The following is a 20,656-nucleotide window of genomic DNA, read 5'->3' as shown; positions in this document are numbered from 1 at the left end:
TCAGGCGGCGCGGTGTATCTGGCGCACCGCGTTATCGTTCATCGCCAGCAAGCCGGCTCCCACAAAAAAGGGGCGGCGGGCCAGAAAGGCGCACAAACAAAAACGCCCGGCAAGTGCCGGGCGTTTTTGTATCGACTTGCTTAGCGGGCGCGGTAGGTGATGCGCCCTTTGCTCAAGTCGTAGGGCGTCAGCTCGACGCGCACTTTGTCACCGGTGAGAATACGAATGTAGTTCTTGCGCATCTTTCCGGAGATATGCGCGGTTACGACGTGCCCATTTTCCAATTCCACGCGAAACATGGTATTCGGCAGGGTGTCGACGACAGTGCCTTCCATTTCGAAGCTGTCTTCTTTCGACATGCAGTAAAGCCCTCGGTGTCCAGTGAATGGCCCGGTGCAACTGCGCCAGGCAAAAGCGGCGTGCATTGTGCCCGAAAAAGGGGGTTCACGCCAAGGGGTTAGTACCGGCCTGGAAAATACAGTTCGATTCCGGTGGGGGGCGACGAGCTAACTGAGCGTCACCCAGCGCTGGTTGATCAGCAGTTCGATCGGTCGATATTGGGTCTTGTAGTTCATCTTCTTGCAGTTCTTGATCCAATAGCCGAGGTAGACCGCCTCCAGCCCCAGCCGCCGGGCTTCGCCGATCTGCCAGAGGATAGCGTAGCGCCCCAGGCTGCGACGCTCCTCAGCGGGCTCATAGAAGGTGTAGACCGCTGATAGTCCGTTGGGCAGCAGGTCGGTGACGGCCACGGCCAGCAGGCGCCCCTCCAGGCGGAATTCATAGAAACGTGAGAACGGCAGGTCGCGCACCAGAAAAGTGGAAAACTGGTCACGACTGGGTGGGAACATGTCGCCATCGGCGTGCCGTTGTTCGATGTAGCGTTGGTACAGGTCGAAGTATTCCTCGCTGAACCCCGGCTTGACGGCCCTGACCTTGAGCTCGGCGTTGCGTTTGAAGATACGTTTCTGCTGGCGATCGGGCAGGAACTGCGCCACGGGAATCCGCGCCGGCACGCAGGCGTTGCAGTTCTGGCAGTGGGGCCGGTACAGGTGGTCGCCGCTACGACGGAAACCCATTTCCGACAGGTCTGCGTAGACATGCACGTCCATGGGCTGGCTAGGGTCGAGGAACAGCGTGGTCGCCTGCTCTTCGGGCAGATAACTGCAAGAGTGGGGTTGAGTGGCATAGAACTTCAAGCGCGCCAGCTCGGTCATGATCGACCCTCGGAATAAGCTTTCAATTGCGTTGAATCAAGTGTAAGCCAGCCTGGGAAAAGACGCCTAGGTGCTGTGTGAAGGTTACCTGATCACAGTAGGTCAGGGCAGCCAGGTCGCGCTGTTGGGCTGGTCCAGATGTTCGCCCAGGTAGCGGGCGAAGTCGTCGCGGGGAATGGCCCGGGCGCCAAGGCTGTGCAGGTGATCGGTAGGCATCTGGCAGTCGATCAGGACGAACCCCGAGGCCTTGAGATGTCGGACCAGGGTGGCGAAGCCGAACTTCGAGGCGTTGTCGGCGCGGCTGAACATGGATTCGCCGAAAAACAGCTGGCCTATTGCCAGGCCGTAGAGGCCGCCCACCAACTCATCGTTATCCCAGACCTCCACCGAGTGGGCAAAACCGCGCTCATGCAATTGCAGATAGGCGGTTTGCATGGCCTCAGTGATCCAGGTGCCCTCGGCATAGGCCCGTGGGGCGGCGCAGGCGCGGATCACGGCGGCGAAATCCCGGTCGAAGGTGACCTGGTAGCGTTGCTGGCGCAACAGCTTGTTCAGGCTGCGGGAGACATGCAATTCATCGGGAAACAGCACGGTGCGCGGGTCCGGCGACCACCAGAGGATCGGCTGGCCTTCGGAAAACCAGGGAAAACAGCCATGGCGATAGGCCTGGATCAGTCGATCGGCGGACAGGTCGCCACCGGCGGCCAGCAGGCCGTTGGGTTCGCGCATGGCCTTGGCCAGGGGCGGGAAGGTCAGGGAGTTGCGTTGTAACCAGGTCAGCATCAGTTATCGTCCAGGAATTTCTCGGCATCCAGCGCCGCCATGCAGCCGGCGCCGGCCGAGGTGACGGCCTGGCGATAGACATGGTCGGCGACATCGCCGGCGGCGAATACCCCGGGGATTTCCGTTGCCGTGGCATTGCCCTCGCTGCCGCCCTGTACCCGCAAATAGCCGTTGTGCATGCTCAACTGGCCCTCGAACAGATCGGTATTGGGCTTATGGCCGATGGCGATAAACACCCCGGTCAGCGCCAGTTCGCGGGTTTCGTCGGTGTCGCTGTGGCGCAGGCGGGCGCCGGTGACGCCGCTGGCATCGCCGAGCACTTCATCGAGGTTCTCGTTCCAGTGCAGGCGGATATTGCCGTTGGCGGCTTTCTCGAACAGCTTGTCCTGGAGGATCTTCTCCGCACGCAGCTTGTCCCGGCGGTGCACCAGGTGCACTTCCTTGGCGATATTGGCCAGGTACAGGGCTTCCTCCACCGCGGTATTGCCGCCGCCGACCACCGCCACCACCTGGTTGCGGTAGAAGAACCCGTCGCAGGTCGCGCAGGCCGAGACGCCCTTGCCGGCAAAGGCCTCCTCGGATGGCAGGCCAAGGTACTGCGCCGAGGCGCCGGTGGCGATAATCAAGGCGTCGCAGGTATAGATACCGCTGTCGCCCTCGAGGATAAACGGGCGCTGCTGCAACTTGGCGGTGTGAATGTGGTCATAGACGATCTCGGTGTCGAAACGCTCGGCGTGTTTCTGCATGCGCTCCATCAGCACCGGGCCGGTCAGGCCTTCGACGTCGCCGGGCCAGTTGTCGACTTCGGTGGTGGTGGTCAATTGACCACCGGCTTGCAGGCCGGTAATGACCAAAGGCTTGAGGTTGGCGCGGGCGGCATAAACCGCCGCACTGTAACCGGCAGGGCCGGAACCCAGGATGATCAGGCGTGAATGCTTGGTTGCGCTCATAAAACACCTCATAAGCCTTTGTCACAAAAGAGAATGCGTGCTCAAATTGAACCGCGTGAAAAGTGCTGTCGGTTATGCTACACCCATGCGGTGACAGCGTGGCATCGGGCGGACAAATCCGTACAATGCCGGTTATGTAATGAAGCAGTGAATCATTTTGAAGAAATCCACCGCCACACCCTCTAAAGCAGTCGTTCCGCTCTGGCGGCAGCAGCTGCATTATCGCCTCAAGGAAGGTGCGCTGATTGCTATCGGCGCGTTGTGCCTGTTCCTGATGATGGCCTTGCTGACCTATGGCAAGGACGATCCCGGCTGGAGCCACAACAGCAAGATCGATAACGTGCAGAACTTCGGCGGTCCCGCCGGTTCCTACAGCGCCGACATCCTGTTCATGGTGCTGGGTTATTTCGCCTATGTGTTCCCCTTGTTGCTGGCGATCAAGACCTACCAGATCTTCCGCCAGCGCCACGAACCCTGGCAATGGAGCGGCTGGCTGTTTTCCTGGCGGCTGATCGGCCTGGTGTTCCTGGTACTGTCCGGGGCCGCGCTGGCCCATATCCATTTCCACCAGCCCTTCGGCTTGCCGGCAGGGGCGGGCGGCGCCCTGGGCGAAAGCCTCGGCAACCTGGCGAAAAACGCCCTGAATATCCAGGGCAGCACGCTGCTGTTCATAGCCCTGTTCCTGTTCGGCCTGACGGTGTTCACCGACCTGTCCTGGTTCAAGGTCATGGACGTCACCGGCAAGATCACCCTGGACCTGTTCGAACTGTTCCAGGGCGCGATGAATCGCTGGTGGTCGTCCCGGGTCGAACGCAAGCAACTGGTGGCGCAACTGCGTGAGGTCGACGACCGCGTTCACGAAGTGGTGGCACCGAGCGTTCCCGACAAACGCGAGCAGGCCAAGGTCAAGGAGCGCCTGATCGAACGCGAGCAGGCCCTCAGTAAGCACATGTCCGAGCGCGAGAAGCAGATCCCGCCGGTGATTGCCCCGGCGCCGGTCAAACCGGTGCAGCAGAGCAAGCGGGTGGAGAAAGAGAAGCAGGCGCCGTTGTTTGTCGACAGCGCGGTGGAAGGCACCTTGCCGCCGATCTCGATCCTCGATCCGGCTGAAAAGAAGCAGCTCAACTACTCGCCGGAATCCCTGGCGGCCGTCGGCCACCTGCTGGAAATCAAGCTCAAGGAATTCGGCGTCGAAGTCTCGGTGGATTCCATCCATCCGGGCCCGGTGATTACCCGCTACGAAATTCAACCGGCGGCGGGGGTCAAGGTCAGTCGGATCTCCAACCTGGCCAAGGACCTGGCGCGTTCGCTCGCGGTCACCAGCGTGCGGGTGGTGGAAGTCATCCCCGGCAAGACCACCGTGGGCATCGAGATCCCCAACGAGGACCGCCAGATCGTGCGTTTCTCCGAAGTGCTCTCGACCCCGGAATACGACGACGCGAAATCCCCGGTCACCCTGGCCCTGGGTCACGATATCGGCGGTAAGCCGGTCATCACCGACCTGGCGAAGATGCCGCACCTGCTGGTGGCCGGTACCACCGGTTCCGGTAAGTCGGTGGGTGTGAACGCGATGATCCTGTCGATCCTGTTCAAGTCCGGCCCGGAAGACGCCAAGCTGATCATGATCGACCCGAAAATGCTCGAGTTGTCGATCTACGAAGGCATTCCACACCTGCTTTGCCCAGTGGTCACCGACATGAAGGACGCCGCCAACGCCTTGCGCTGGAGCGTCGCCGAGATGGAGCGGCGCTACAAGCTGATGGCCAAGATGGGCGTGCGTAACCTGTCGGGCTTCAACCACAAGGTCAAGGAAGCCCAGGACGCCGGCACGCCGCTGACCGACCCGCTGTACAACCGCGAAAGCATCCACGATGAAGCGCCGTTGTTGGTGAAACTGCCGACCATCGTGGTGGTGGTCGACGAATTCGCCGACATGATGATGATCGTCGGCAAGAAGGTCGAAGAACTGATCGCCCGTATCGCCCAGAAAGCCCGGGCCGCCGGTATCCACCTGATCCTCGCGACCCAGCGGCCGTCGGTGGACGTGATCACCGGCCTGATCAAGGCCAACATCCCGACGCGCATGGCGTTCCAGGTGTCGAGCAAGATCGACTCGCGGACCATCATCGACCAGGGCGGCGCCGAGCAATTGCTCGGTCACGGTGACATGCTCTACATGCCGCCAGGCACCAGCCTGCCGATTCGTGTGCATGGCGCCTTTGTCTCCGACGATGAGGTTCACCGGGTGGTCGAGGCGTGGAAACTGCGCGGCGCACCGGAATACAACGACGACATCCTCAATGGCGTTGAAGAGGCCGGCAGCGGCTTCGACGGCGGCAGCGGTGGTGGCGACAGCGACGACGCCGAAACCGACGCGCTCTACGACGAAGCCGTACAGTTCGTGCTGGAAAGCCGCCGGGCCTCGATTTCCGCGGTGCAACGCAAGCTGAAGATCGGCTACAACCGGGCCGCCCGCATGATCGAGTCCATGGAAATGGCCGGGGTCGTGACCGCCATGAACACCAACGGCTCGCGTGAAGTACTCGCCCCCGGGCCGTCGCGCGACTGATCCGTGCCGCGTGGAGTCACGCGGCGCGCCCTTTCAACGAGTTCAATGAGGATTCCCATGCGTTTTATCCGCATGCTGTTGCTGCCGGTTCTGGCCTTGACCACGCTGTCGGCCCACGCCGATCCGAAGGACGTGGCGCGTTTGACCCAATTGCTCGAAAAGTCCCAGACCCTGACCGCGCGTTTCTCGCAGTTGACCCTGGACGGCGGCGGTACCCAGTTGCAGGAAACCGCCGGCGAGATGACCCTCCAGCGCCCGGGCCTGTTCTACTGGCACACCGATGCGCCGCAGGAGCAGACCATGATCTCCGACGGCCAGAAGGTCACCCTCTGGGACCCGGACCTGGAACAGGTCACCATCAAGAAGCTCGACCTGCGCCTGACCCAGACCCCGGCCCTGCTGCTCTCCGGTGATGTCTCCAAGATCAGCGAAAGCTTCGATATCAGTGCCAAGGAAGCCGGCGGCGTGATCGACTTCGTCCTCAAGCCGAAAACCAAGGACACCCTGTTCGACAGTCTGCGCCTGTCGTTCCGCAACGGCCTGATCAATGACATGCAACTGGTCGACAGCGTCGGCCAGCGCACCAACCTGCTGTTCACCGGGGTCAAGGCCAATGAACCCATCGACGCCGCCAAGTTCAAGTTCGTCATCCCCAAGGGTGCGGACGTGATCCAGGAATAAGAGGTTTCAGACGCCCGCCATGGACCTGTTCAGCCGTGCCCCGATTGCCCAGCCCCTGGCCGCCCGTTTACGCGCGACCAACCTGGATGAGTACGTCGGCCAGGAGCACCTGCTGGCTCGTGGCAAGCCGTTGCGCGAAGCCCTGGAGCAGGGCGCGCTGCATTCGATGATCTTCTGGGGCCCGCCGGGGGTGGGCAAGACCACCCTGGCGCGGCTGCTGGCGGAAGTCTCGGACGCCCACTTCGAAACCGTTTCTGCGGTGCTGGCCGGGGTCAAGGAGATCCGCCAGGCGGTGGAAATCGCCAAGCAGCAGGCCGGGCAGTACGGCAAGCGCACCATCCTGTTCGTCGACGAAGTGCACCGCTTCAACAAGTCCCAGCAGGACGCTTTCCTGCCCTATGTGGAAGACGGCACCCTGATCTTTATCGGCGCCACCACCGAAAACCCCTCGTTTGAACTGAACAACGCCTTGCTCTCCCGGGCGCGGGTCTATGTGCTGAAAAGCCTCGACGAAGCGGCCCTGAACAAGCTGGTGCAGCGGGCCTTGAGCGAAGAGCGAGGCCTCGGCAAGCGCCAGCTGAGCCTGGGCGAGGAAGGCTTCAAGATGCTGCTGTCGGCGGCCGACGGCGATGGTCGGCGGTTGCTCAACCTGCTGGAAAACGCCTCGGACCTGGCTGAAGACGGCGAGGAAATCGGCGTCGAATTGCTGCAAAGCTTGCTGGGGGATACCCGCCGGCGTTTCGACAAGGGCGGCGAGGCGTTCTACGACCAGATTTCCGCCTTGCACAAGTCGGTGCGCGGCTCCAATCCCGATGGCGCCCTGTACTGGTTCGCGCGCATGCTCGACGGCGGCTGCGACCCGCTGTACCTGGCCCGCCGGGTGGTGCGCATGGCCAGCGAGGATATCGGCAACGCCGATCCACGGGCCCTGAGCCTGTGCCTGGCGGCCTGGGATGTGCAGGAGCGACTCGGCAGCCCCGAAGGCGAATTGGCGGTGGCCCAGGCCATTACCTACCTGGCTTGCGCGCCGAAAAGCAACGCCGTCTACATGGGCTTCAAGGCCGCCATGCGCAGCGCCGCCGAACATGGCTCGCTGGAAGTGCCGCTGCACCTGCGCAACGCACCGACCAAGCTGATGAAGCAGTTGGGCTACGGCGACGAATACCGCTACGCCCATGACGAACCCGACGCCTATGCGGCGGGCGAGGACTATTTCCCCGAGGAACTGGAGCCCCAGCCCTTCTACCAGCCAGTGCCACGGGGGCTGGAATTGAAGATCGGCGAAAAGCTCAACCACCTCGCGGCCCTTGACCGCAACAGCCCGAAACAACGGAGAAAGCCTTGATCCGCACCGTCCTTGCCGTCTCCTTCGCCGGGATTATCGGCACCCTGGTGCGCTTCGCCACCGGCAACCTGATCAACGCCAATTGGCCGCGGCACTTCTATACCGCGACATTGGCCGTTAATATCGTGGGCTGCCTGGTGATTGGCGTGCTCTACGGTCTGTTTTTGCTGCGTCCCGAGGTGCCGATTGAGATCCGCGCCGGCTTGATCGTGGGATTTGTCGGCGGCCTGACCACATTTTCATCCTTTTCACTGGATACGGTGCGCCTGCTGGAAAGCGGGCAGGTACTGATTGCCCTGGGCTATGCGGCCCTCAGCGTATTCGGCGGGCTGCTCGCGACCTGGGCCGGCCTGTCCTTGACCAAACTCTGATAACGAGAAACCGACATGCTCGATTCCAAACTGTTACGTAGCAACCTTCAGGACGTAGCGGATCGCCTGGCCTCCCGTGGCTTCAGCCTCGATGTCGCCCGCATCGAAGCGCTGGAAAACCAGCGCAAGGTGGTGCAGACCCGCACCGAACAATTGCAGGCCGAGCGCAATGCGGTTTCCAAGAGTATCGGTCAGGCCAAGCAGCGCGGCGAAGACATCGCGCCGTTGATGGCCAGTGTTGAAACCATGGGCTCCGAGCTGAGTGAAGGCAAGGTTGCGCTGGATGCGATCCAGGCGGATCTGGATGCGATCCTGCTGAGCCTGCCGAACCTGCCTCACGAGTCCGTGCCGGTCGGTGCGGACGAAGAAGGCAACGTCGAAGTGCGCCGTTGGGGCACGCCGACCGCTTTCGACTTCCCGATCCAGGACCACGTTGCCCTGGGCGAGAAGTTCGGCTGGCTGGATTTCGAAACCGCCGCCAAGCTGTCCGGTGCCCGTTTCGCCTTGCTGCGGGGCCCGATTGCCCGCCTGCACCGCGCCCTGGCGCAATTCATGATCAACCTGCACATCACCGAACACGGCTACGAAGAGGCCTACACGCCTTATCTGGTCCAGGCGCCGGCCCTGCAGGGTACCGGCCAGCTGCCGAAGTTCGAGGAAGACCTGTTCAAGATCAGCCGCGAAGGCGAAGCCGACCTGTACCTGATCCCGACCGCCGAAGTGTCGTTGACCAATATCGTTTCCGGCGAAATCGTCGATCCGAAACTGCTGCCGCTGAAGTTCGTCGCCCACACCCCGTGCTTCCGCAGTGAAGCCGGTGCGTCGGGCCGTGACACCCGCGGTATGATCCGCCAGCACCAGTTCGACAAGGTCGAGATGGTCCAGATCGTCGAGCCGTCGACTTCCATGCAAGCCCTGGAAGGCCTGACCGCCAACGCCGAGAAGGTCCTGCAACTGCTGGAGCTGCCGTACCGCGTTCTGGCGCTGTGCACCGGCGACATGGGTTTCAGCGCCGTGAAGACCTACGACCTGGAAGTCTGGGTGCCGAGCCAAGACAAATACCGTGAAATCTCGTCGTGCTCCAACTGCGGCGACTTCCAGGCCCGTCGCATGCAGGCGCGTTTCCGTAACCCGGAAACCGGCAAGCCCGAGCTGGTCCACACCCTGAACGGTTCCGGCCTGGCCGTGGGCCGTACGCTGGTGGCGGTGCTGGAAAATTACCAGCAGGCCGACGGTTCGATTCGTGTGCCGGAAGTGCTCAAGCCCTACATGGGCGGCATCGAGGTCATCGGCTAAATGGAATTTCTGCCGCTGTTCCACAACCTGCGTGGCCGCCTTGTGCTGGTGGTCGGCGGGGGGGAGATTGCCTTGCGCAAATCCCGCCTGCTGGCCGATGCCGGTGCGGTGCTGCGGGTTGTCGCGCCCGAGGTCGAGGGTCAACTGGGCGAGCTGGTCAGTGGCAGCGGCGGCGAGTTGCTGTTGCGCGGTTACCTTGAGTCCGACCTCGACGGTTGCGGGCTGATCATAGCCGCCACCGACGACGAGCCACTCAATGCCCAGGTCTCGGCGGATGCCCATCGGCGCTGCGTGCCGGTCAATGTGGTGGATGCGCCGGCGTTGTGCAGCGTGATCTTCCCGGCGATTGTCGACCGTTCGCCGTTGATTATCGCGGTGTCCAGCGGTGGCGATGCGCCGGTGCTGGCGCGCCTGATCCGGGCCAAGCTGGAAACCTGGATTCCTTCGACCTACGGCCAGTTGGCCGGTTTGGCGGCGCGTTTCCGCAGCCAGGTCAAAGGCCTGTTTCCGGCTGTGCAGCAGCGCCGGGCGTTCTGGGAAGAAGTGTTCCAGGGCCCGATTGCCGACCGGCAACTGGCCGGGCAGGGCGCTGAAGCCGAGCGCTTGCTGCTGGAGAAGATCAACGGTGCGCCGCCGAATGCGCCGGGTGAGGTGTATCTGGTGGGAGCGGGACCGGGTGATCCGGACCTGCTGACCTTCCGTGCCCTGCGTCTGATGCAACAGGCGGATGTGGTGCTGTATGACCGCCTGGTGGCGCCGGCGATTCTGGAACTGTGCCGCCGCGATGCGGACCGGATCTATGTCGGCAAGCGTCGCGCCGATCATGCCGTGCCCCAGGATCAGATCAACCAGCAACTGGTTGATCTGGCGAAGCAAGGCAAGCGTGTGCTGCGGTTGAAGGGCGGCGATCCGTTTATCTTCGGCCGTGGCGGCGAAGAGATCGAAGAGCTGGCGGCCCAGGGGATTCCGTTCCAGGTGGTGCCGGGGATCACGGCGGCCAGCGGCTGTTCGGCTTATGCCGGGATTCCGCTGACCCATCGCGATTACGCGCAGTCGGTGCGGTTTGTCACCGGGCACTTGAAGGATGGCTCCACGGACCTGCCCTGGGCGGATCTGGTGGCACCGGCGCAGACGTTGGTGTTCTACATGGGGTTGGTCGGGTTGCCGGTGATCTGTGAGCAGTTGATTGCCCATGGTCGTTCGGCGCAGACCCCGGCGGCGTTGATCCAGCAGGGCACTACATCGAATCAGCGGGTGTTTACCGGGACCTTGGCGAATCTGCCGCAGTTGGTGGCGGAGCATGAAGTGCATGCGCCGACGCTGGTGATTGTCGGGGAAGTGGTGCAGTTGCGTGAGAAACTGGCCTGGTTCGAAGGCGCGCAATCCCAGGTTTGATGCAAATCCCTACTGTGGGATCTGGGCCTGACGATATCTAAAGTGCGGTGTCGAGCACAATTTTGTGCACGACATCAACCTGTAGGAGCAGGGCTTGCCCGCGAAGAAGTCCTTGAGATCGCTAAAAGCTTCGCGGCGGTGCGGCGTCCGGACAAGCCACGCTCCTACAGTTTTGCGGTGTGTTAGAGGTCGCGCCAGACACCACGTCCAGCCAGTTTTTCCCGATCATGGCTTCCCATGAAATCCTGCTCCGGTCCCTTGGGCACAATCCCGGTCGGATTGATGGTCCGGTGACTGGCGTAGTAATGCCCCTTGATATGGGCGAAATTCACCGTCTCGGCGACGCCCGGCCATTGATATAGCTCTCGCAGCCAGTTCGACAGGCTCGGATAATCGGCAATCCGCCGCAGATTGCACTTGAAGTGTCCGTAGTACACCGCGTCAAAACGAATCAGCGTGGTGAACAGCCGTACATCCGCTTCCGTCAGGTATTCCCCCGCCAGATAACGGCTTTCCGCCAGATGCCGTTCCAACTGCTCCAACTCACCGAACACATCATCAAAGGCTGCTTCATAAGCTCCCTGTGACGTGGCAAACCCGGCGCGATAGACACCGTTGTTCACCGCCGGATAGATGCGTTCGTTCCAGCTGTCGATCTGCGGGTGCAAGGCTTGGGGATAGAAATCCAGCTGATTGCCGGTCAGCCCATTGAACGCGCTGTTGAACATCCGGATGATTTCCGACGATTCATTGCTGACGATGCGCTGCAATTGCTTGTCCCATAGCACCGGCACGGTCACGCGGCCGGTGTAGTCGGCGGTATCGGCGGTGTAGCGCTGGTGCATGAAGGTGTGGTTATCCAGCGCATCGCCGCTGGAGCCGTAGGCCTTGTCGAAGGTCCAGCCGTTTTCCAGCATCAACCAGCTGACCACCGACACATCGATCAGGCTTTCCAGGCCCTTGAGCTTGCGCAGGATCAGGGTGCGGTGGGCCCAGGGACAGGCCAGGGACACATAAAGGTGATAACGCCCGGCTTCGGCCTTGAACCCGCCTTCGCCGCTGGGACCGGGCCTGCCGTCGGCGGTCAGCCAGTTGCGGCGTTGCGCCTGTTCGCGCTGGAAGGCGCCATCTTTGCTGCTTTCGTACCACTGGTCATGCCAGCGGCCGTCGATCAAAAGGCCCATCGGAAACTCCTCGGCAAGTGTGCAATGGAGTCCAGTCTAAAGGCCTTTGTTCGAAAAAATAGCGCAAACCCTGGGGGTTAATCATCGATCAGATCGATCTATCTCGTGCATCCCAGTAGCGCCGGGCCTGTTCGAAGGCCTCTTCGCGGGGCGTGCCGAGGCCGCGCAGGGCCAGGGCCATGGTCGAGATCAGGGCCAGTTGCGGGTAGCTGTCCTCGGCGTCGCCGCGCCAGAGCGCCTTGAGGTGTTCGGGTTCCAGGGTCGCCGGTTTCACATGGCGTTGCTCGGACAGCGCCGGCCATTCCTCGTCCCAGCTTTCTCCGCCGGTGGTGCCGTAGAGATGGCTGCTGCTGTCCGGGTTGACCTCGATTTCGCCGCCGTCGCCCTTGATCACGATCACCGTGTCGCCCAGCAAGCCGCTGGCGTCGCGGTGCACTGCCTGGTAGCCGGGATGGAAGATGCTTTGCAGGCCACAGCGCGCGCCCAGCGGGTTGAGCAATCGCGCCAGGGAATGGATCGGCGAACGCAGGCCGAGGATGTTGCGCAGGTCGATCATCCGCTGCAAAGGCGCGGCCCAGTCGCCCAGGGGCATAAAGGCGATATTGCCCTGGCCGATCGCCTGCTCGACGGCCGGCCAGTCGCGGCACAATGGAATCTGCAGCGTCTCGAGCAATTGTTCGGTGTAGAGACGGCCCGCAGTATGGGCGCCGCCGCCGTGCATGAATATCTTGATGCCGTTCTGTGCCAGGCACTTGGCGGCCAGCAGGTACCAGGGCAGGTGACGCTTCTTGCCGGCGTAGCTCGGCCAGTCCAGGTCGATCGCCAGCTTGGGCGCTTGCAAACGCTCGCGCAGGGCTTCAGTGAAACCGGCCAGTTCCTCCGGGCTTTCTTCCTTGTGGCGCAACAGCATCAGGAAGGCACCGAGCTGGGTGTCCTCGACCTTGCCGTCCAGCAGCATGCCCATGGCCTCGCGGGCTTCTTCGCGGGTCAGGTTGCGGGCGCCGCGCTTGCCCTTGCCGAGGATGCGGACAAACTGGGCAAACGGGTGCTCGGCGGGCGTTTCGATGATCAACGGCGTGTACTCGGTCATAAGCAGTTCGTCGGTTTGGGCAGGCCCGCCAGCTTGGCGGCGAGTTTGGCGGGGGTGCCTTTGAACAAACGGTTGAGGTGCAGGCTGTTGCCTTTCTCGGCGCCCAGCTTCAAGGCGGTGTACTTGATCAGCGGGCGGGTCGCGGGGGAGAGCTCGAACTCGCGGTAGAAGCCGCGCAGCAATTCGAGGATTTCCCAGTGCTCGGGGCTCAGTTCGAGTTCTTCCCGCGTGGCCAGGGCGGCCGCGACTTCCGGCGACCAGTCGCCCAGTTCGACCAGGTAGCCGTCCTTGTCCAGGGCGATGGCCTGTCCGTTCACCGTCAACGTGTTCATAGCCAGGTATTGACCTTGTCGTAACGGATCGACAGTTCGACAAATGCCGGGTAGTCGACGCTGGTGGCCCAGGTCGGGCACTCCAGGCCGCGGGCTTGCAGGTCTTCGTCAAGGAGGAACAGGCGCAGGTCATCAGCGCGTTCTTCCAGGGCTTCAAGCGGCAGGCTGCGCGGTTGCACGGCATGCACCGCGTCGCCACAGAGCAGCAGCGCATCCTCGCTGCCCAGCAGGCGCAGGCAACTGCCCAGGCGACTGTCGGTAAAAGGGGAGTGGGACAACACATGCAAGGTCGACATCAGAGGGTGATCACCTGGTCATAACGGTTAACAAGTGCACTGAGCTGTTCAGCGGTGAGCACCTCAAGGTCTTCGCCGGCGACCTGGGTCGGAAAAATCCCGCGGTCGGCCAGGCTGTCGGCGCAGGCGTACAGCTCGTCGATGCCGAACAGCGACAGCGCCTGGAGGTTGGCGGTCAGGTCTTTCTGTTGCAGGGCCTTGGCGTTCTGCTCGGGCATCAACTGGAAGACACCGTCGTCCATGAACAGCAGGCCGATGGGCAGATCGAACGCACCGCCGGCCAGCACGATATCCAGTGCTTCACGGGCGGCCGGGCCGGACCAGGGCGCCTGGCGGCTGATAATCAACAGGGACTTGGGCATTTCAAGGCCCTCCAAAGCAGATCAAGCGGTCGGCGGTTTGCACCGCATCGTGCAACTGGCCCAGGCCGGACAAGGCCCAGGGCGCGCTCAGATTGACCGCCGAGCGTTGATAGCGCTGGGCTTCTTCGTCGTTCAGCACGCCACGGCGCAAGGCCGCGGCGATGCAGACCACGCCGTCAAGTTGGTGTTCGTTGACGAAATTCGCCCATTGCCGGGGCAGGTCCTGCTCGTCCTGGGGCGTGACCACACTGCTCGACGCGCTGTGCACGCCGTCCTGATAAAAGAACAGCCGCACAATCTCATGCCCACCGGCGAGAGCGGCCTGGGCGAACAGCAGGGCGCGGCGGGAGGAGGGCGCGTGGGGCGCGGAAAACAGCGCAATGGCAAACTTCATGGGGGACTCTGTCAGCAAACCTGCCGTCATGATAAAGCCAGAACCCCCAAGAAGCTAAATCGCGGGCAAGAAAAAGCCCGTCGAAGCGGGCTTTTTGCTTAACAGCAGCGATCAATCATCGCGGCCCATGATGCCGAAGATCTGCAACAGGCTGATAAACAGGTTGTAGATCGACACATACAGGTTGATGGTCGCCATGATGTAGTTACGTTCCCCGCCCTGGATGATGGCGCTGGTCTGGAACAGGATCATGGCCGAGGAGATCAGCACGAAACCGGCGCTGATCGCCAACTGCAGGCCACTGATGTGGAAGAAGATGCTGGCCAGCATCGCACCCAGCAGGACGAAAACGCCGACGGTGATGAAACCGCTGAGGAAGCTCATGTCCTTGCGGCTGATCAGCACGTAGGCCGACAGGCCGCCGAAGACCAGCGCGGTCATGGCGAAGGCCGAACTGACCACTTCGGAGCCGCCCTGCATGCCCAGGTAGCGGTTGAGGATCGGGCCGAGCAGGTAGCCCATGAAGCCGGTCAGGGCGAAGGTGGAGACCAGGCCCCAGGCCGAGTCACGGAGTTTGTTGGTGAGGAAGAACAGCCCGTAGAAACCGATCAGCACCACGAATACGTTCGGGTAGCCGACGTGCATCTGCTGGGAGATATAGGCCGTCAGGCCACTGAAGGCGAGGGTGAGGGCCAGAAGGCTGTAGGTGTTGCGCAGGACGCGGCTAACTTCTAGCTGCTCAGCCTGCACGCTGTTAACGGCGTAATCCTGTTCGCGCATGGCGACACTCCTTCGGGTTTGAAATGTTCAGTCTCAAAGATCATACCAGAGGCTCTGTAACAAGCTATCACGAGAGTTTGACAGTGTGTTTCATTCCGGTATTATGGCGCCCGCAGTACATAGGAGGTGTGGCCGAGTGGTTTAAGGCAGCAGTCTTGAAAACTGCCGACTGTAACAGGTCCCAGAGTTCGAATCTCTGCGCCTCCGCCATATCGAGATACCTCAAAGCCCCGGAATCCGGGGCTTTGTCGTTTCTGGAGGGTGTCGATCGATACCCCGATCCAGGCCTTGGCCCGAGGCCGGACAATTCATTATCGGCCATCCCTGCGTCTCCGCCCGCTCGATAGGCACTCACTTCTGAGGGGGGCTTGTTGGCGCGCAATCAGAGCGCAATCCAGGACTTTTCGTACGATATGTGCTCCCATATCCTATATCTCCACCCGTCCACCAGGCATTAAGGTCCAGGTGTCGCTGAATCTCAGCGATACAGGATTGGCGTCCTGACTGGTTCGGAAGACACAAAAGCCGCCATAGCGGCTTTTCGTGTCCTGCGTGTGGCTGTCTGTTATGGGCGGGCCGTATGTGGGCATCTTCGGATGCGCCGGGGTCCAACTAGCCGGTACGCCAACCCATACGGTTCCGCCCACCCTGATTGGCGTCAGACGGCGGTTTTAACGCTAGTTGGAGAACTCATCATGATCGAACATTTCGAACCTATCCGGTTTCCCCGTTACAACCGTTTTATCCATGGCCTGATGCTGGAGTCACAAGCCTGGTTCAGCGTAACCGACCTCGGCCGCATGATGGGCCGTGCGCTGGATGAACGTCTGACCCGTAAGCTTGATGCTGATCAGCAGCGGTATCTCTGGATGAACTACCACGGCAAAATCCAGAACACCCTGATGGTCAGCGAGTCCGGTATGTATGCGCTGCTGATTCATCACCATATCCCGGAAAACCAGCACCTGCGGCAGTGGCTTAGCCTCGAAGTCATACCCGCATTGCGCAATATGTCGTCCACCGTGGCAAACCACGGCCCCAGCCTCAGTTCCCTGCAGTGGGCTGGACATTCGGTGAGCCTGTTGCACTGGCAGAACGAGCCTTGGATCAGATGGCGGGATATGCCGGTGCTGATGCCGTCGGTTGAGTGTGCTCCAACTCAGTGGCCGAACGGATCGTTGTGATTATCCGCTTGCGGTGAGCCTTACCATTGCCAAAGGAGGCAGTGGTACGGCCTTGATCTTTGGTAAGCCTGTTTTGTTGTCCCTTGTGTCCCATTCCCTTTGTCATTTGCCTTTTCAAGCTCTCAGACCAGTCGTAAATGGGGTAATGGAGCATTTAAATGGGGTATTTTATGAGGGTATTACCCTGTTTTGATTTGTGATTGCCCCATTTCGGAAAGGAGGGTTTACATTTTTATGCACTCAATTACTCCCGAGTACCTCGCCTCCCTGATGTGAAAATAGATCTGTCCCCAAAAGCCGATTCATCTCTACGTTTTGAAGCCTGGCAAGCCTTGAGCAGCACGCCACGCCTTAACGGATTCCAAGATGCCTTTAGGCGAGTCGTCCTCGCCGTCCTCTGGGTAGTAGATCCAGTCAGATGCAGCGGAATTACCAGTTGCCTTAATGAAGTGTTCTAGCAATTCGTCCTGATACTCTTCTGTGCCGACAGCTCCACAGATTTCTTTGATCAATTCGAGAAATTCGTGTTCCGAGTATTCGGACAGGCTGCTTTTGAGTGCAATCATTTCGGGCTCCTGTGTGTGTCGATGTGGTGTTTTGGGGGCATGGCGCTGAGGTTGTCGCCGGAGGTGAGGGTGAGGGCGCTGCTGGCAGAGCACCGGCAGCGGATGGGATACGAGCGGGAGCTTGTGGCTGCGGCGGCTGCCTGCCGGTGATCAGTCACTCGGGTGAATTGAGCACTGCCAAGCTCATGCTGATGAACTCAAGGTTGTTGTCCTGCGGCCAGAGTGCGGCGCGGATGTTGTCGGCCACCTCGACGGAGCCGCGCAGCTCGACCCAGTTGGACAATTCCTCGATCGCGGCACCCAGGGCGATCTGGTTCTCATTGAGCTTGGTGAGAAGGGCTGGCAGCAGGTCTGTGTTTGGCATGGTTGGGCCTCCGTAATGACCGGAGCATAGCAGTGGGGCTGGGGATTGTGTTCGTTCGGTAGGATGCCGGAGAGGAGGTCGTGCTGGGCCTTCCGCCACTAGTGCCGGCGGGGTGGCTCATGGAAGAGCACGTGTCCAGCTTACTCCAGCGCATGCTCAACGAATTATCGGAATCACCGGCGACGGCGACCAAGGATTGATTGCCTTGGCGGCGTGCCAGGCGTATGTGAGGGGGGTATCACATTGAGGTTGAATGACCGCAATTTTCGGCGCTGGGCCAGGTACTGGCAAATGTCGCCCCCATTCAAAATGGTCGGTTGCTATCCTGCGCCGCGCTTACTTGGTTTTGGAGTTGCGTCAGGACACTCATCGGCCCATCGCGTAACCGTCATGTCATTGAATTGCTCCCCAATGGTGTCGACACGCAGGCAAGCGCCGTTCTTTGAGTAGAACAAGATGCAACGCGAGCTATCAAAAGAGCAGGTATCGACCTCGAAGAACTTGCGTGCAGCCAGCTCCCGCTCCACGCCACTATATTCATAGCCATCGGTGGTATGCATCCGCGTCGGCTTCCATCCTTGTTTGACGAGCTTGGCCCTGGCAGCGACCAAGGGCTCACCGACGGCGATGCCTGCCGGCCCGCCCGCGCTTGTCGCCTGCGAGCCATCCGCAAACGCTGCGCTGGTGCCAATGCAATAAAGTGCGACGAGCGCGAGGATCGAAGCCTTCATTTGACAATTCCTCCACCCTAAGCAATGCCCGAAAAATGGCAGACTGATATTGATGCTCCCTAATCTGTCTCGGGGCACTTGAAATTCCAAGCATCAATTATCAGGTCTGTTACTTCTTTTCCTGTAGGTGGTTGCGATATCGACATACGGTATATATTGCGCCGAGCATTTCCAGATGTCGATGCTTATGCAATAGAATGGATGGCGCTTATTTGCTCATCTGATCTATCATGAGTGCAGATGGGATGAGTAAGGTGTTGGTGTAATAGGCTTTGTATCCATATGCCGTTATACGGACTTTGCACGGTATTGATGTGTTGCTTGCAATTAGTGGCTTGATCACGTCGTAGCTATTTTGATCGAGCTGGGTTCCATCTAGGTTGGTGTGATAAAAGACAAGCTCTGCGACAAAAGCATAGCTGGTTTTGCTTTCGCTCTTTGCGGTTACTCGGCCCTCTGCTTTTACATTGATAGAGTGATTCGTTGAGAAGTCTAAGTCATGATCTAGAGAACAGGTCAACATGGGTGTTAACTGGTTCGTATTCTCGTAGGTGTTGAAGGCGTTTAGTAAATTTATGTTTGAGGTGAAAATGATTGTATAAAGATTATTTGGTCCGAGCTCAAAAGACGATAACATCAAGTCGGCTGGCGGGATGCTTGCTGTTTTTGCACAAGCAGTGCATAGAAGTATCGATGCGTAAATGAGACTGCGAGGTATGGTCATTGGCCAAAGATACCATTGATGGAGTCAAATATCAGGTCGCAAGCGGACTTTGTTCCTTGAACGGGTTCTATGAACATCCAGTCTGCCGAGGCGTGATGAACATCCATTGTTTTATTCATCGTAGGCCCGTCAGTAATTATCCAGCGCCCTCCAAATTTTGCTACCCCATCGGAGGAGTCTGGCTTACTTGAATTTGCCCGAATATTGATCCAGGTTTCGGCAATTGGGGAGGCTTCGGACTTGTAGATGTCTGACCCCACCCACACCCAAAATCCTTCTCCTACGGGGTCCAGTGTGACCAAGAATTTAACGGTGTAGCCGGCCTCTGATAATATTCTAGATAGGTGTGCTCCATTCCACCCGCCAAGGCTGTGTCCAACGATGTAGATCGGACATGATTTACTTGGTATGTTGGCTATGAAGTTGTTTTGAATGTTGCTAGAGCCTCTCGCATCGTTATAACTTTTTGGCCAGCTTGTATATTTTTTCGACAAAAGCTTCATGGCACTGATTTTGTTGTCGAGAATATTTCTGGCGTTGTCGATGTTATGAAAGGCTCCTTGAAAATAATAGCTTTCTTGGTCTCCAGCCCCACCAATAAAAAATACAATTGCTTTCTTCTCTGCAACAGGTACTGACTTAATCGTCGTATCATTTACTACCGTCAATGTATGCGTTGCCGCCAGACTTGCTGTCTTGCCACTCGGTAAAATGATTTTCTCAGCTTCCATGTTCTTAATCTTCCAAAAATAGTTTGACGCTTTCAGCCAGATGCGAGCTCACTACATGGGTGTAGCCCAACGCATCACTGACCCCATGTTCAATGCTGCCGTCGGCGCGCTGAATACCGTAGGCATGGTTTGGCACGGATTCACCCGTAGCTTCGTCGACCAGTTTTATCTTGTCGCTGAAGTGTACTGGCATTGGCAACAGGCCGCTGAAGGGTGCCGGTACGAAGGTGTCACCGATAATGATAGTGCTTGCGCCTGCCGTCACCGTATTGCCATGGGCACCGATGCTGTCGACGGTGGCGGCATTGAAGCCATTGATAAATACGGTTGAAGAGACGCCCTCCCGCACGCCGAGGTGTCGTTCAGGCGGGCAGCACCCAAGCCTTCGAAGATCACATCGGATGAGCCGGTTACCAGCGAATTGGTGCCGTGACCCGAAACTGGGCACGCGGTGGGGGCGGTGATGCGTGCAGCAGGTTTGCCACTCATGGGAAGGTCCTTCTCAAGTGTTCAAAGGGGGTAGTAGAGCTCAATGGGAGTGTCTGAAAGTCGCCAGCTTTCATCCACGGGGTTGTACATGACTCGGTGGTTTTCTTGGGGCGGACGGCAGGCCTTGAGTGCTTGCCAGGCGAGCTCGGTGCAGTCATCCATGGCGTGAGCGGAATAATCATCAAGCTGGTTGAGCCAGGCGTTGTAATTGGGCATGTCAACGCTGCGGTAGGCATCAAGCAGTGTCTGCGCGACTTCCTCACCCCAATTCAGGAATCGCCCAGGTGCCCACGGGCCGGTCTGGGCATAGACAAACCAGCCCAAGCTCGTCAAGTCACCATTTGCCAACCGTAACGTGCCGCGCTGCGAGGTAAAGCCACAGGTGATGTGGACGGTCAGCCAGCCCTGGTGTTGTTGAATAAATTCGGTGGGATCGAATTGTGCCAGCGGTATGACACGATAGCCCGTGCCAGGCATTGACCTGGCGACCAACTCAGCGTCCAGTCTTGAAACAAAGGCCCGAATCGCCTTTCCTTTGCCGGATGCCGCGCAAAGAATTTCAACTGGTGTGCTCGTAGGCGCGTCGCTGAATCCGACGATGCGAACCAGTCCATAAAGACGCAATGAGGTTTTCAGGCCGCTGGGATGAAGCAAGGTATCGGGTGTGCAGGCGCAGGGGATAGGCACGTCCATGGGTGAAGATCGCATCAAATTTTACGGTCCTTGTAAATTTGCGTCGCGGAGAGTGCCCTAAGTAGAAGCCGGGCTCAACAATCTTTACAGGGTTTTGGCTGGCATCCGGTCAATGACCGCCGATTACGTGGG

The 20,656-nt window shown here is 59.7% G+C and carries 23 protein-coding genes, 1 tRNA gene and 2 pseudogenes; 9 read left to right on the top strand and 17 right to left on the bottom strand.

Annotation, left to right across the window (positions count from 1 at the left end; all coding sequences use genetic code 11):
* Positions 1–140: 140 nt before the first annotated feature.
* The 4 genes from infA to trxB all read right to left on the bottom strand — a co-directional run bounded on the left by infA (position 141) and on the right by trxB (position 2,947).
* Positions 141–359 carry a translation initiation factor IF-1 gene (gene infA / locus M5C56_RS27660; protein ID WP_002553999.1) on the bottom strand — a complete coding sequence of 73 codons (219 nt, stop codon included), beginning with the start codon at positions 357–359 and terminating at the stop codon, positions 141–143.
* Between the two features lie 147 nt (positions 360–506).
* Complete coding sequence (locus M5C56_RS27655) at positions 507–1,214, bottom strand: arginyltransferase (protein WP_103498215.1); 708 nt, start codon at positions 1,212–1,214, stop codon at positions 507–509.
* A gap of 102 nt (positions 1,215–1,316) precedes the next feature.
* Positions 1,317–1,997, bottom strand: a complete 681-nt coding sequence (aat, locus tag M5C56_RS27650) for a leucyl/phenylalanyl-tRNA--protein transferase (RefSeq protein ID WP_103498216.1) — start codon at positions 1,995–1,997, stop codon at positions 1,317–1,319.
* Positions 1,997–2,947, bottom strand: coding sequence for a thioredoxin-disulfide reductase (gene trxB, locus M5C56_RS27645; protein ID WP_103498217.1), 951 nt, complete (start codon positions 2,945–2,947; stop codon positions 1,997–1,999). The genes aat and trxB overlap by 1 nt, the downstream gene beginning before the upstream one ends.
* Positions 2,948–3,104: 157 nt before the next feature.
* On the opposite strand from trxB, the gene M5C56_RS27640 reads away from it, so the two are divergent.
* From M5C56_RS27640 to cysG, 6 genes are read left to right on the top strand one after another with little or no spacing between them, the layout of a single operon-like run.
* On the top strand, positions 3,105–5,516 hold the full coding sequence (locus tag M5C56_RS27640; protein ID WP_103498218.1) for a DNA translocase FtsK: 2,412 nt from the start codon (positions 3,105–3,107) through the stop codon (positions 5,514–5,516).
* A 57-nt stretch (positions 5,517–5,573) separates the two neighbouring features.
* A complete protein-coding gene (gene lolA, locus M5C56_RS27635) occupies positions 5,574–6,197 on the top strand; it encodes an outer membrane lipoprotein chaperone LolA (RefSeq protein ID WP_103498219.1) in 624 nt (207 codons plus the stop codon).
* A gap of 19 nt (positions 6,198–6,216) precedes the next feature.
* A complete protein-coding gene (locus M5C56_RS27630; protein WP_100940094.1) occupies positions 6,217–7,542 on the top strand; it encodes a replication-associated recombination protein A in 1,326 nt (441 codons plus the stop codon).
* Positions 7,539–7,913: a fluoride efflux transporter CrcB gene (gene crcB, locus M5C56_RS27625; RefSeq protein ID WP_100940095.1), complete on the top strand. Its 375-nt coding sequence runs from the start codon at positions 7,539–7,541 to the stop codon at positions 7,911–7,913. The genes M5C56_RS27630 and crcB overlap by 4 nt, the downstream gene beginning before the upstream one ends.
* A gap of 15 nt (positions 7,914–7,928) precedes the next feature.
* The gene (gene serS, locus M5C56_RS27620; protein WP_103498220.1) at positions 7,929–9,209 is read left to right on the top strand and encodes a serine--tRNA ligase; all 1,281 of its coding nucleotides are present in this window, start codon (positions 7,929–7,931) and stop codon (positions 9,207–9,209) included.
* A complete protein-coding gene (cysG, locus tag M5C56_RS27615) occupies positions 9,210–10,604 on the top strand; it encodes a siroheme synthase CysG (RefSeq protein WP_103498221.1) in 1,395 nt (464 codons plus the stop codon).
* Positions 10,605–10,786: 182 nt separating this feature from the next.
* Here the strand turns inward: cysG and M5C56_RS27610 are convergent, their stop codons facing one another.
* From M5C56_RS27610 to M5C56_RS27580, 7 genes are all read right to left on the bottom strand, one after another.
* Positions 10,787–11,788, bottom strand: coding sequence for a glutathione S-transferase family protein (locus M5C56_RS27610; protein ID WP_103498222.1), 1,002 nt, complete (start codon positions 11,786–11,788; stop codon positions 10,787–10,789).
* Positions 11,789–11,876: 88 nt separating this feature from the next.
* Positions 11,877–12,878, bottom strand: a complete 1,002-nt coding sequence (locus M5C56_RS27605) for a glycosyl transferase family protein (protein WP_103498223.1) — start codon at positions 12,876–12,878, stop codon at positions 11,877–11,879.
* Positions 12,875–13,210, bottom strand: coding sequence for a TusE/DsrC/DsvC family sulfur relay protein (locus tag M5C56_RS27600; RefSeq protein ID WP_103498224.1), 336 nt, complete (start codon positions 13,208–13,210; stop codon positions 12,875–12,877). The genes M5C56_RS27605 and M5C56_RS27600 overlap by 4 nt, the downstream gene beginning before the upstream one ends.
* Positions 13,207–13,506 (bottom strand): sulfurtransferase complex subunit TusB, encoded by a 300-nt coding sequence (gene tusB, locus M5C56_RS27595; RefSeq protein WP_103498225.1) that lies wholly within the window; start codon positions 13,504–13,506, stop codon positions 13,207–13,209. Before tusB ends, M5C56_RS27600 begins: the two co-directional genes overlap by 4 nt.
* On the bottom strand, positions 13,506–13,868 hold the full coding sequence (tusC, locus tag M5C56_RS27590) for a sulfurtransferase complex subunit TusC (protein ID WP_103498226.1): 363 nt from the start codon (positions 13,866–13,868) through the stop codon (positions 13,506–13,508). The genes tusB and tusC overlap by 1 nt, the downstream gene beginning before the upstream one ends.
* A 1-nt stretch (position 13,869) precedes the next feature.
* Complete coding sequence (tusD, locus tag M5C56_RS27585) at positions 13,870–14,262, bottom strand: sulfurtransferase complex subunit TusD (RefSeq protein WP_103498227.1); 393 nt, start codon at positions 14,260–14,262, stop codon at positions 13,870–13,872.
* Positions 14,263–14,373: 111 nt separating this feature from the next.
* A complete protein-coding gene (locus M5C56_RS27580; protein ID WP_103498228.1) occupies positions 14,374–15,042 on the bottom strand; it encodes a Bax inhibitor-1/YccA family protein in 669 nt (222 codons plus the stop codon).
* A 122-nt stretch (positions 15,043–15,164) separates the two neighbouring features.
* Here M5C56_RS27580 and M5C56_RS27575 point away from each other — a divergent pair.
* Positions 15,165–15,252 (top strand) — tRNA-Ser (locus tag M5C56_RS27575).
* Positions 15,253–15,737: 485 nt separating this feature from the next.
* Entirely contained in the window at positions 15,738–16,226 is a 489-nt protein-coding gene (locus M5C56_RS27570; RefSeq protein WP_103494316.1) for a Bro-N domain-containing protein, read from the top strand.
* 308 nt (positions 16,227–16,534) lie between these two features.
* Here the strand turns inward: M5C56_RS27570 and M5C56_RS27565 are convergent, their stop codons facing one another.
* Together M5C56_RS27565 and M5C56_RS27560 are read right to left on the bottom strand one after the other, a co-directional pair.
* A complete protein-coding gene (locus M5C56_RS27565) occupies positions 16,535–16,792 on the bottom strand; it encodes a bacteriocin immunity protein (protein WP_103494315.1) in 258 nt (85 codons plus the stop codon).
* A 154-nt stretch (positions 16,793–16,946) separates the two neighbouring features.
* A complete protein-coding gene (locus M5C56_RS27560) occupies positions 16,947–17,156 on the bottom strand; it encodes a hypothetical protein (protein WP_103494314.1) in 210 nt (69 codons plus the stop codon).
* 88 nt (positions 17,157–17,244) lie between these two features.
* On the opposite strand from M5C56_RS27560, the pseudogene M5C56_RS27555 reads away from it, so the two are divergent.
* Positions 17,245–17,403: pseudogene (locus M5C56_RS27555) on the top strand (lysis protein); the annotation flags it as partial.
* 73 nt (positions 17,404–17,476) lie between these two features.
* Here M5C56_RS27555 and M5C56_RS27550 read toward each other — a convergent pair.
* The 4 genes and pseudogenes from M5C56_RS27550 to M5C56_RS27535 all read right to left on the bottom strand — a co-directional run bounded on the left by M5C56_RS27550 (position 17,477) and on the right by M5C56_RS27535 (position 20,524).
* Positions 17,477–17,887, bottom strand: coding sequence for a hypothetical protein (locus M5C56_RS27550; RefSeq protein WP_103494313.1), 411 nt, complete (start codon positions 17,885–17,887; stop codon positions 17,477–17,479).
* Positions 17,888–18,607: 720 nt separating this feature from the next.
* Complete coding sequence (locus M5C56_RS27545) at positions 18,608–19,342, bottom strand: alpha/beta hydrolase (protein ID WP_103494311.1); 735 nt, start codon at positions 19,340–19,342, stop codon at positions 18,608–18,610.
* A 4-nt stretch (positions 19,343–19,346) separates the two neighbouring features.
* Positions 19,347–19,831, bottom strand: a pseudogene (locus M5C56_RS27540) (PAAR domain-containing protein).
* Between the two features lie 21 nt (positions 19,832–19,852).
* On the bottom strand, positions 19,853–20,524 hold the full coding sequence (locus tag M5C56_RS27535; protein WP_103494310.1) for a hypothetical protein: 672 nt from the start codon (positions 20,522–20,524) through the stop codon (positions 19,853–19,855).
* Positions 20,525–20,656: the final 132 nt, after the last annotated feature.

Origin of the sequence: Pseudomonas sp. MWU13-2862, from assembly GCF_023242495.1 — a bacterium.
GTDB classification, from domain to species: domain Bacteria; phylum Pseudomonadota; class Gammaproteobacteria; order Pseudomonadales; family Pseudomonadaceae; genus Aquipseudomonas; species Aquipseudomonas gingeri_D.
Note: the sequence above shows the minus strand (reverse complement) of the source record. Positions and strands in the feature narration are given on the sequence as shown.

What these genes read in the sequence shown, in the direction of transcription:
- infA (WP_002553999.1), bottom strand. Translation starts at nt 359, where the DNA reads ATGTCGAAAGAAGACAGCTTCGAAATGGAAGGCACTGTCGTCGACACC.
- M5C56_RS27655 (WP_103498215.1), bottom strand. Translation starts at nt 1,214, where the DNA reads ATGACCGAGCTGGCGCGCTTGAAGTTCTATGCCACTCAACCCCACTCT.
- aat (WP_103498216.1), bottom strand. Translation starts at nt 1,997, where the DNA reads ATGCTGACCTGGTTACAACGCAACTCCCTGACCTTCCCGCCCCTGGCC.
- trxB (WP_103498217.1), bottom strand. Translation starts at nt 2,947, where the DNA reads ATGAGCGCAACCAAGCATTCACGCCTGATCATCCTGGGTTCCGGCCCT.
- lolA (WP_103498219.1), top strand. Translation starts at nt 5,574, where the DNA reads ATGCGTTTTATCCGCATGCTGTTGCTGCCGGTTCTGGCCTTGACCACG.
- M5C56_RS27630 (WP_100940094.1), top strand. Translation starts at nt 6,217, where the DNA reads ATGGACCTGTTCAGCCGTGCCCCGATTGCCCAGCCCCTGGCCGCCCGT.
- serS (WP_103498220.1), top strand. Translation starts at nt 7,929, where the DNA reads ATGCTCGATTCCAAACTGTTACGTAGCAACCTTCAGGACGTAGCGGAT.
- cysG (WP_103498221.1), top strand. Translation starts at nt 9,210, where the DNA reads ATGGAATTTCTGCCGCTGTTCCACAACCTGCGTGGCCGCCTTGTGCTG.
- M5C56_RS27610 (WP_103498222.1), bottom strand. Translation starts at nt 11,788, where the DNA reads ATGGGCCTTTTGATCGACGGCCGCTGGCATGACCAGTGGTACGAAAGC.
- M5C56_RS27605 (WP_103498223.1), bottom strand. Translation starts at nt 12,878, where the DNA reads ATGACCGAGTACACGCCGTTGATCATCGAAACGCCCGCCGAGCACCCG.
- M5C56_RS27600 (WP_103498224.1), bottom strand. Translation starts at nt 13,210, where the DNA reads ATGAACACGTTGACGGTGAACGGACAGGCCATCGCCCTGGACAAGGAC.
- tusB (WP_103498225.1), bottom strand. Translation starts at nt 13,506, where the DNA reads ATGTCGACCTTGCATGTGTTGTCCCACTCCCCTTTTACCGACAGTCGC.
- tusC (WP_103498226.1), bottom strand. Translation starts at nt 13,868, where the DNA reads ATGCCCAAGTCCCTGTTGATTATCAGCCGCCAGGCGCCCTGGTCCGGC.
- tusD (WP_103498227.1), bottom strand. Translation starts at nt 14,262, where the DNA reads ATGAAGTTTGCCATTGCGCTGTTTTCCGCGCCCCACGCGCCCTCCTCC.
- M5C56_RS27580 (WP_103498228.1), bottom strand. Translation starts at nt 15,042, where the DNA reads ATGCGCGAACAGGATTACGCCGTTAACAGCGTGCAGGCTGAGCAGCTA.
- M5C56_RS27570 (WP_103494316.1), top strand. Translation starts at nt 15,738, where the DNA reads ATGATCGAACATTTCGAACCTATCCGGTTTCCCCGTTACAACCGTTTT.
- M5C56_RS27565 (WP_103494315.1), bottom strand. Translation starts at nt 16,792, where the DNA reads ATGATTGCACTCAAAAGCAGCCTGTCCGAATACTCGGAACACGAATTT.
- M5C56_RS27560 (WP_103494314.1), bottom strand. Translation starts at nt 17,156, where the DNA reads ATGCCAAACACAGACCTGCTGCCAGCCCTTCTCACCAAGCTCAATGAG.
- M5C56_RS27550 (WP_103494313.1), bottom strand. Translation starts at nt 17,887, where the DNA reads ATGAAGGCTTCGATCCTCGCGCTCGTCGCACTTTATTGCATTGGCACC.
- M5C56_RS27545 (WP_103494311.1), bottom strand. Translation starts at nt 19,342, where the DNA reads ATGGAAGCTGAGAAAATCATTTTACCGAGTGGCAAGACAGCAAGTCTG.
- M5C56_RS27535 (WP_103494310.1), bottom strand. Translation starts at nt 20,524, where the DNA reads ATGGACGTGCCTATCCCCTGCGCCTGCACACCCGATACCTTGCTTCAT.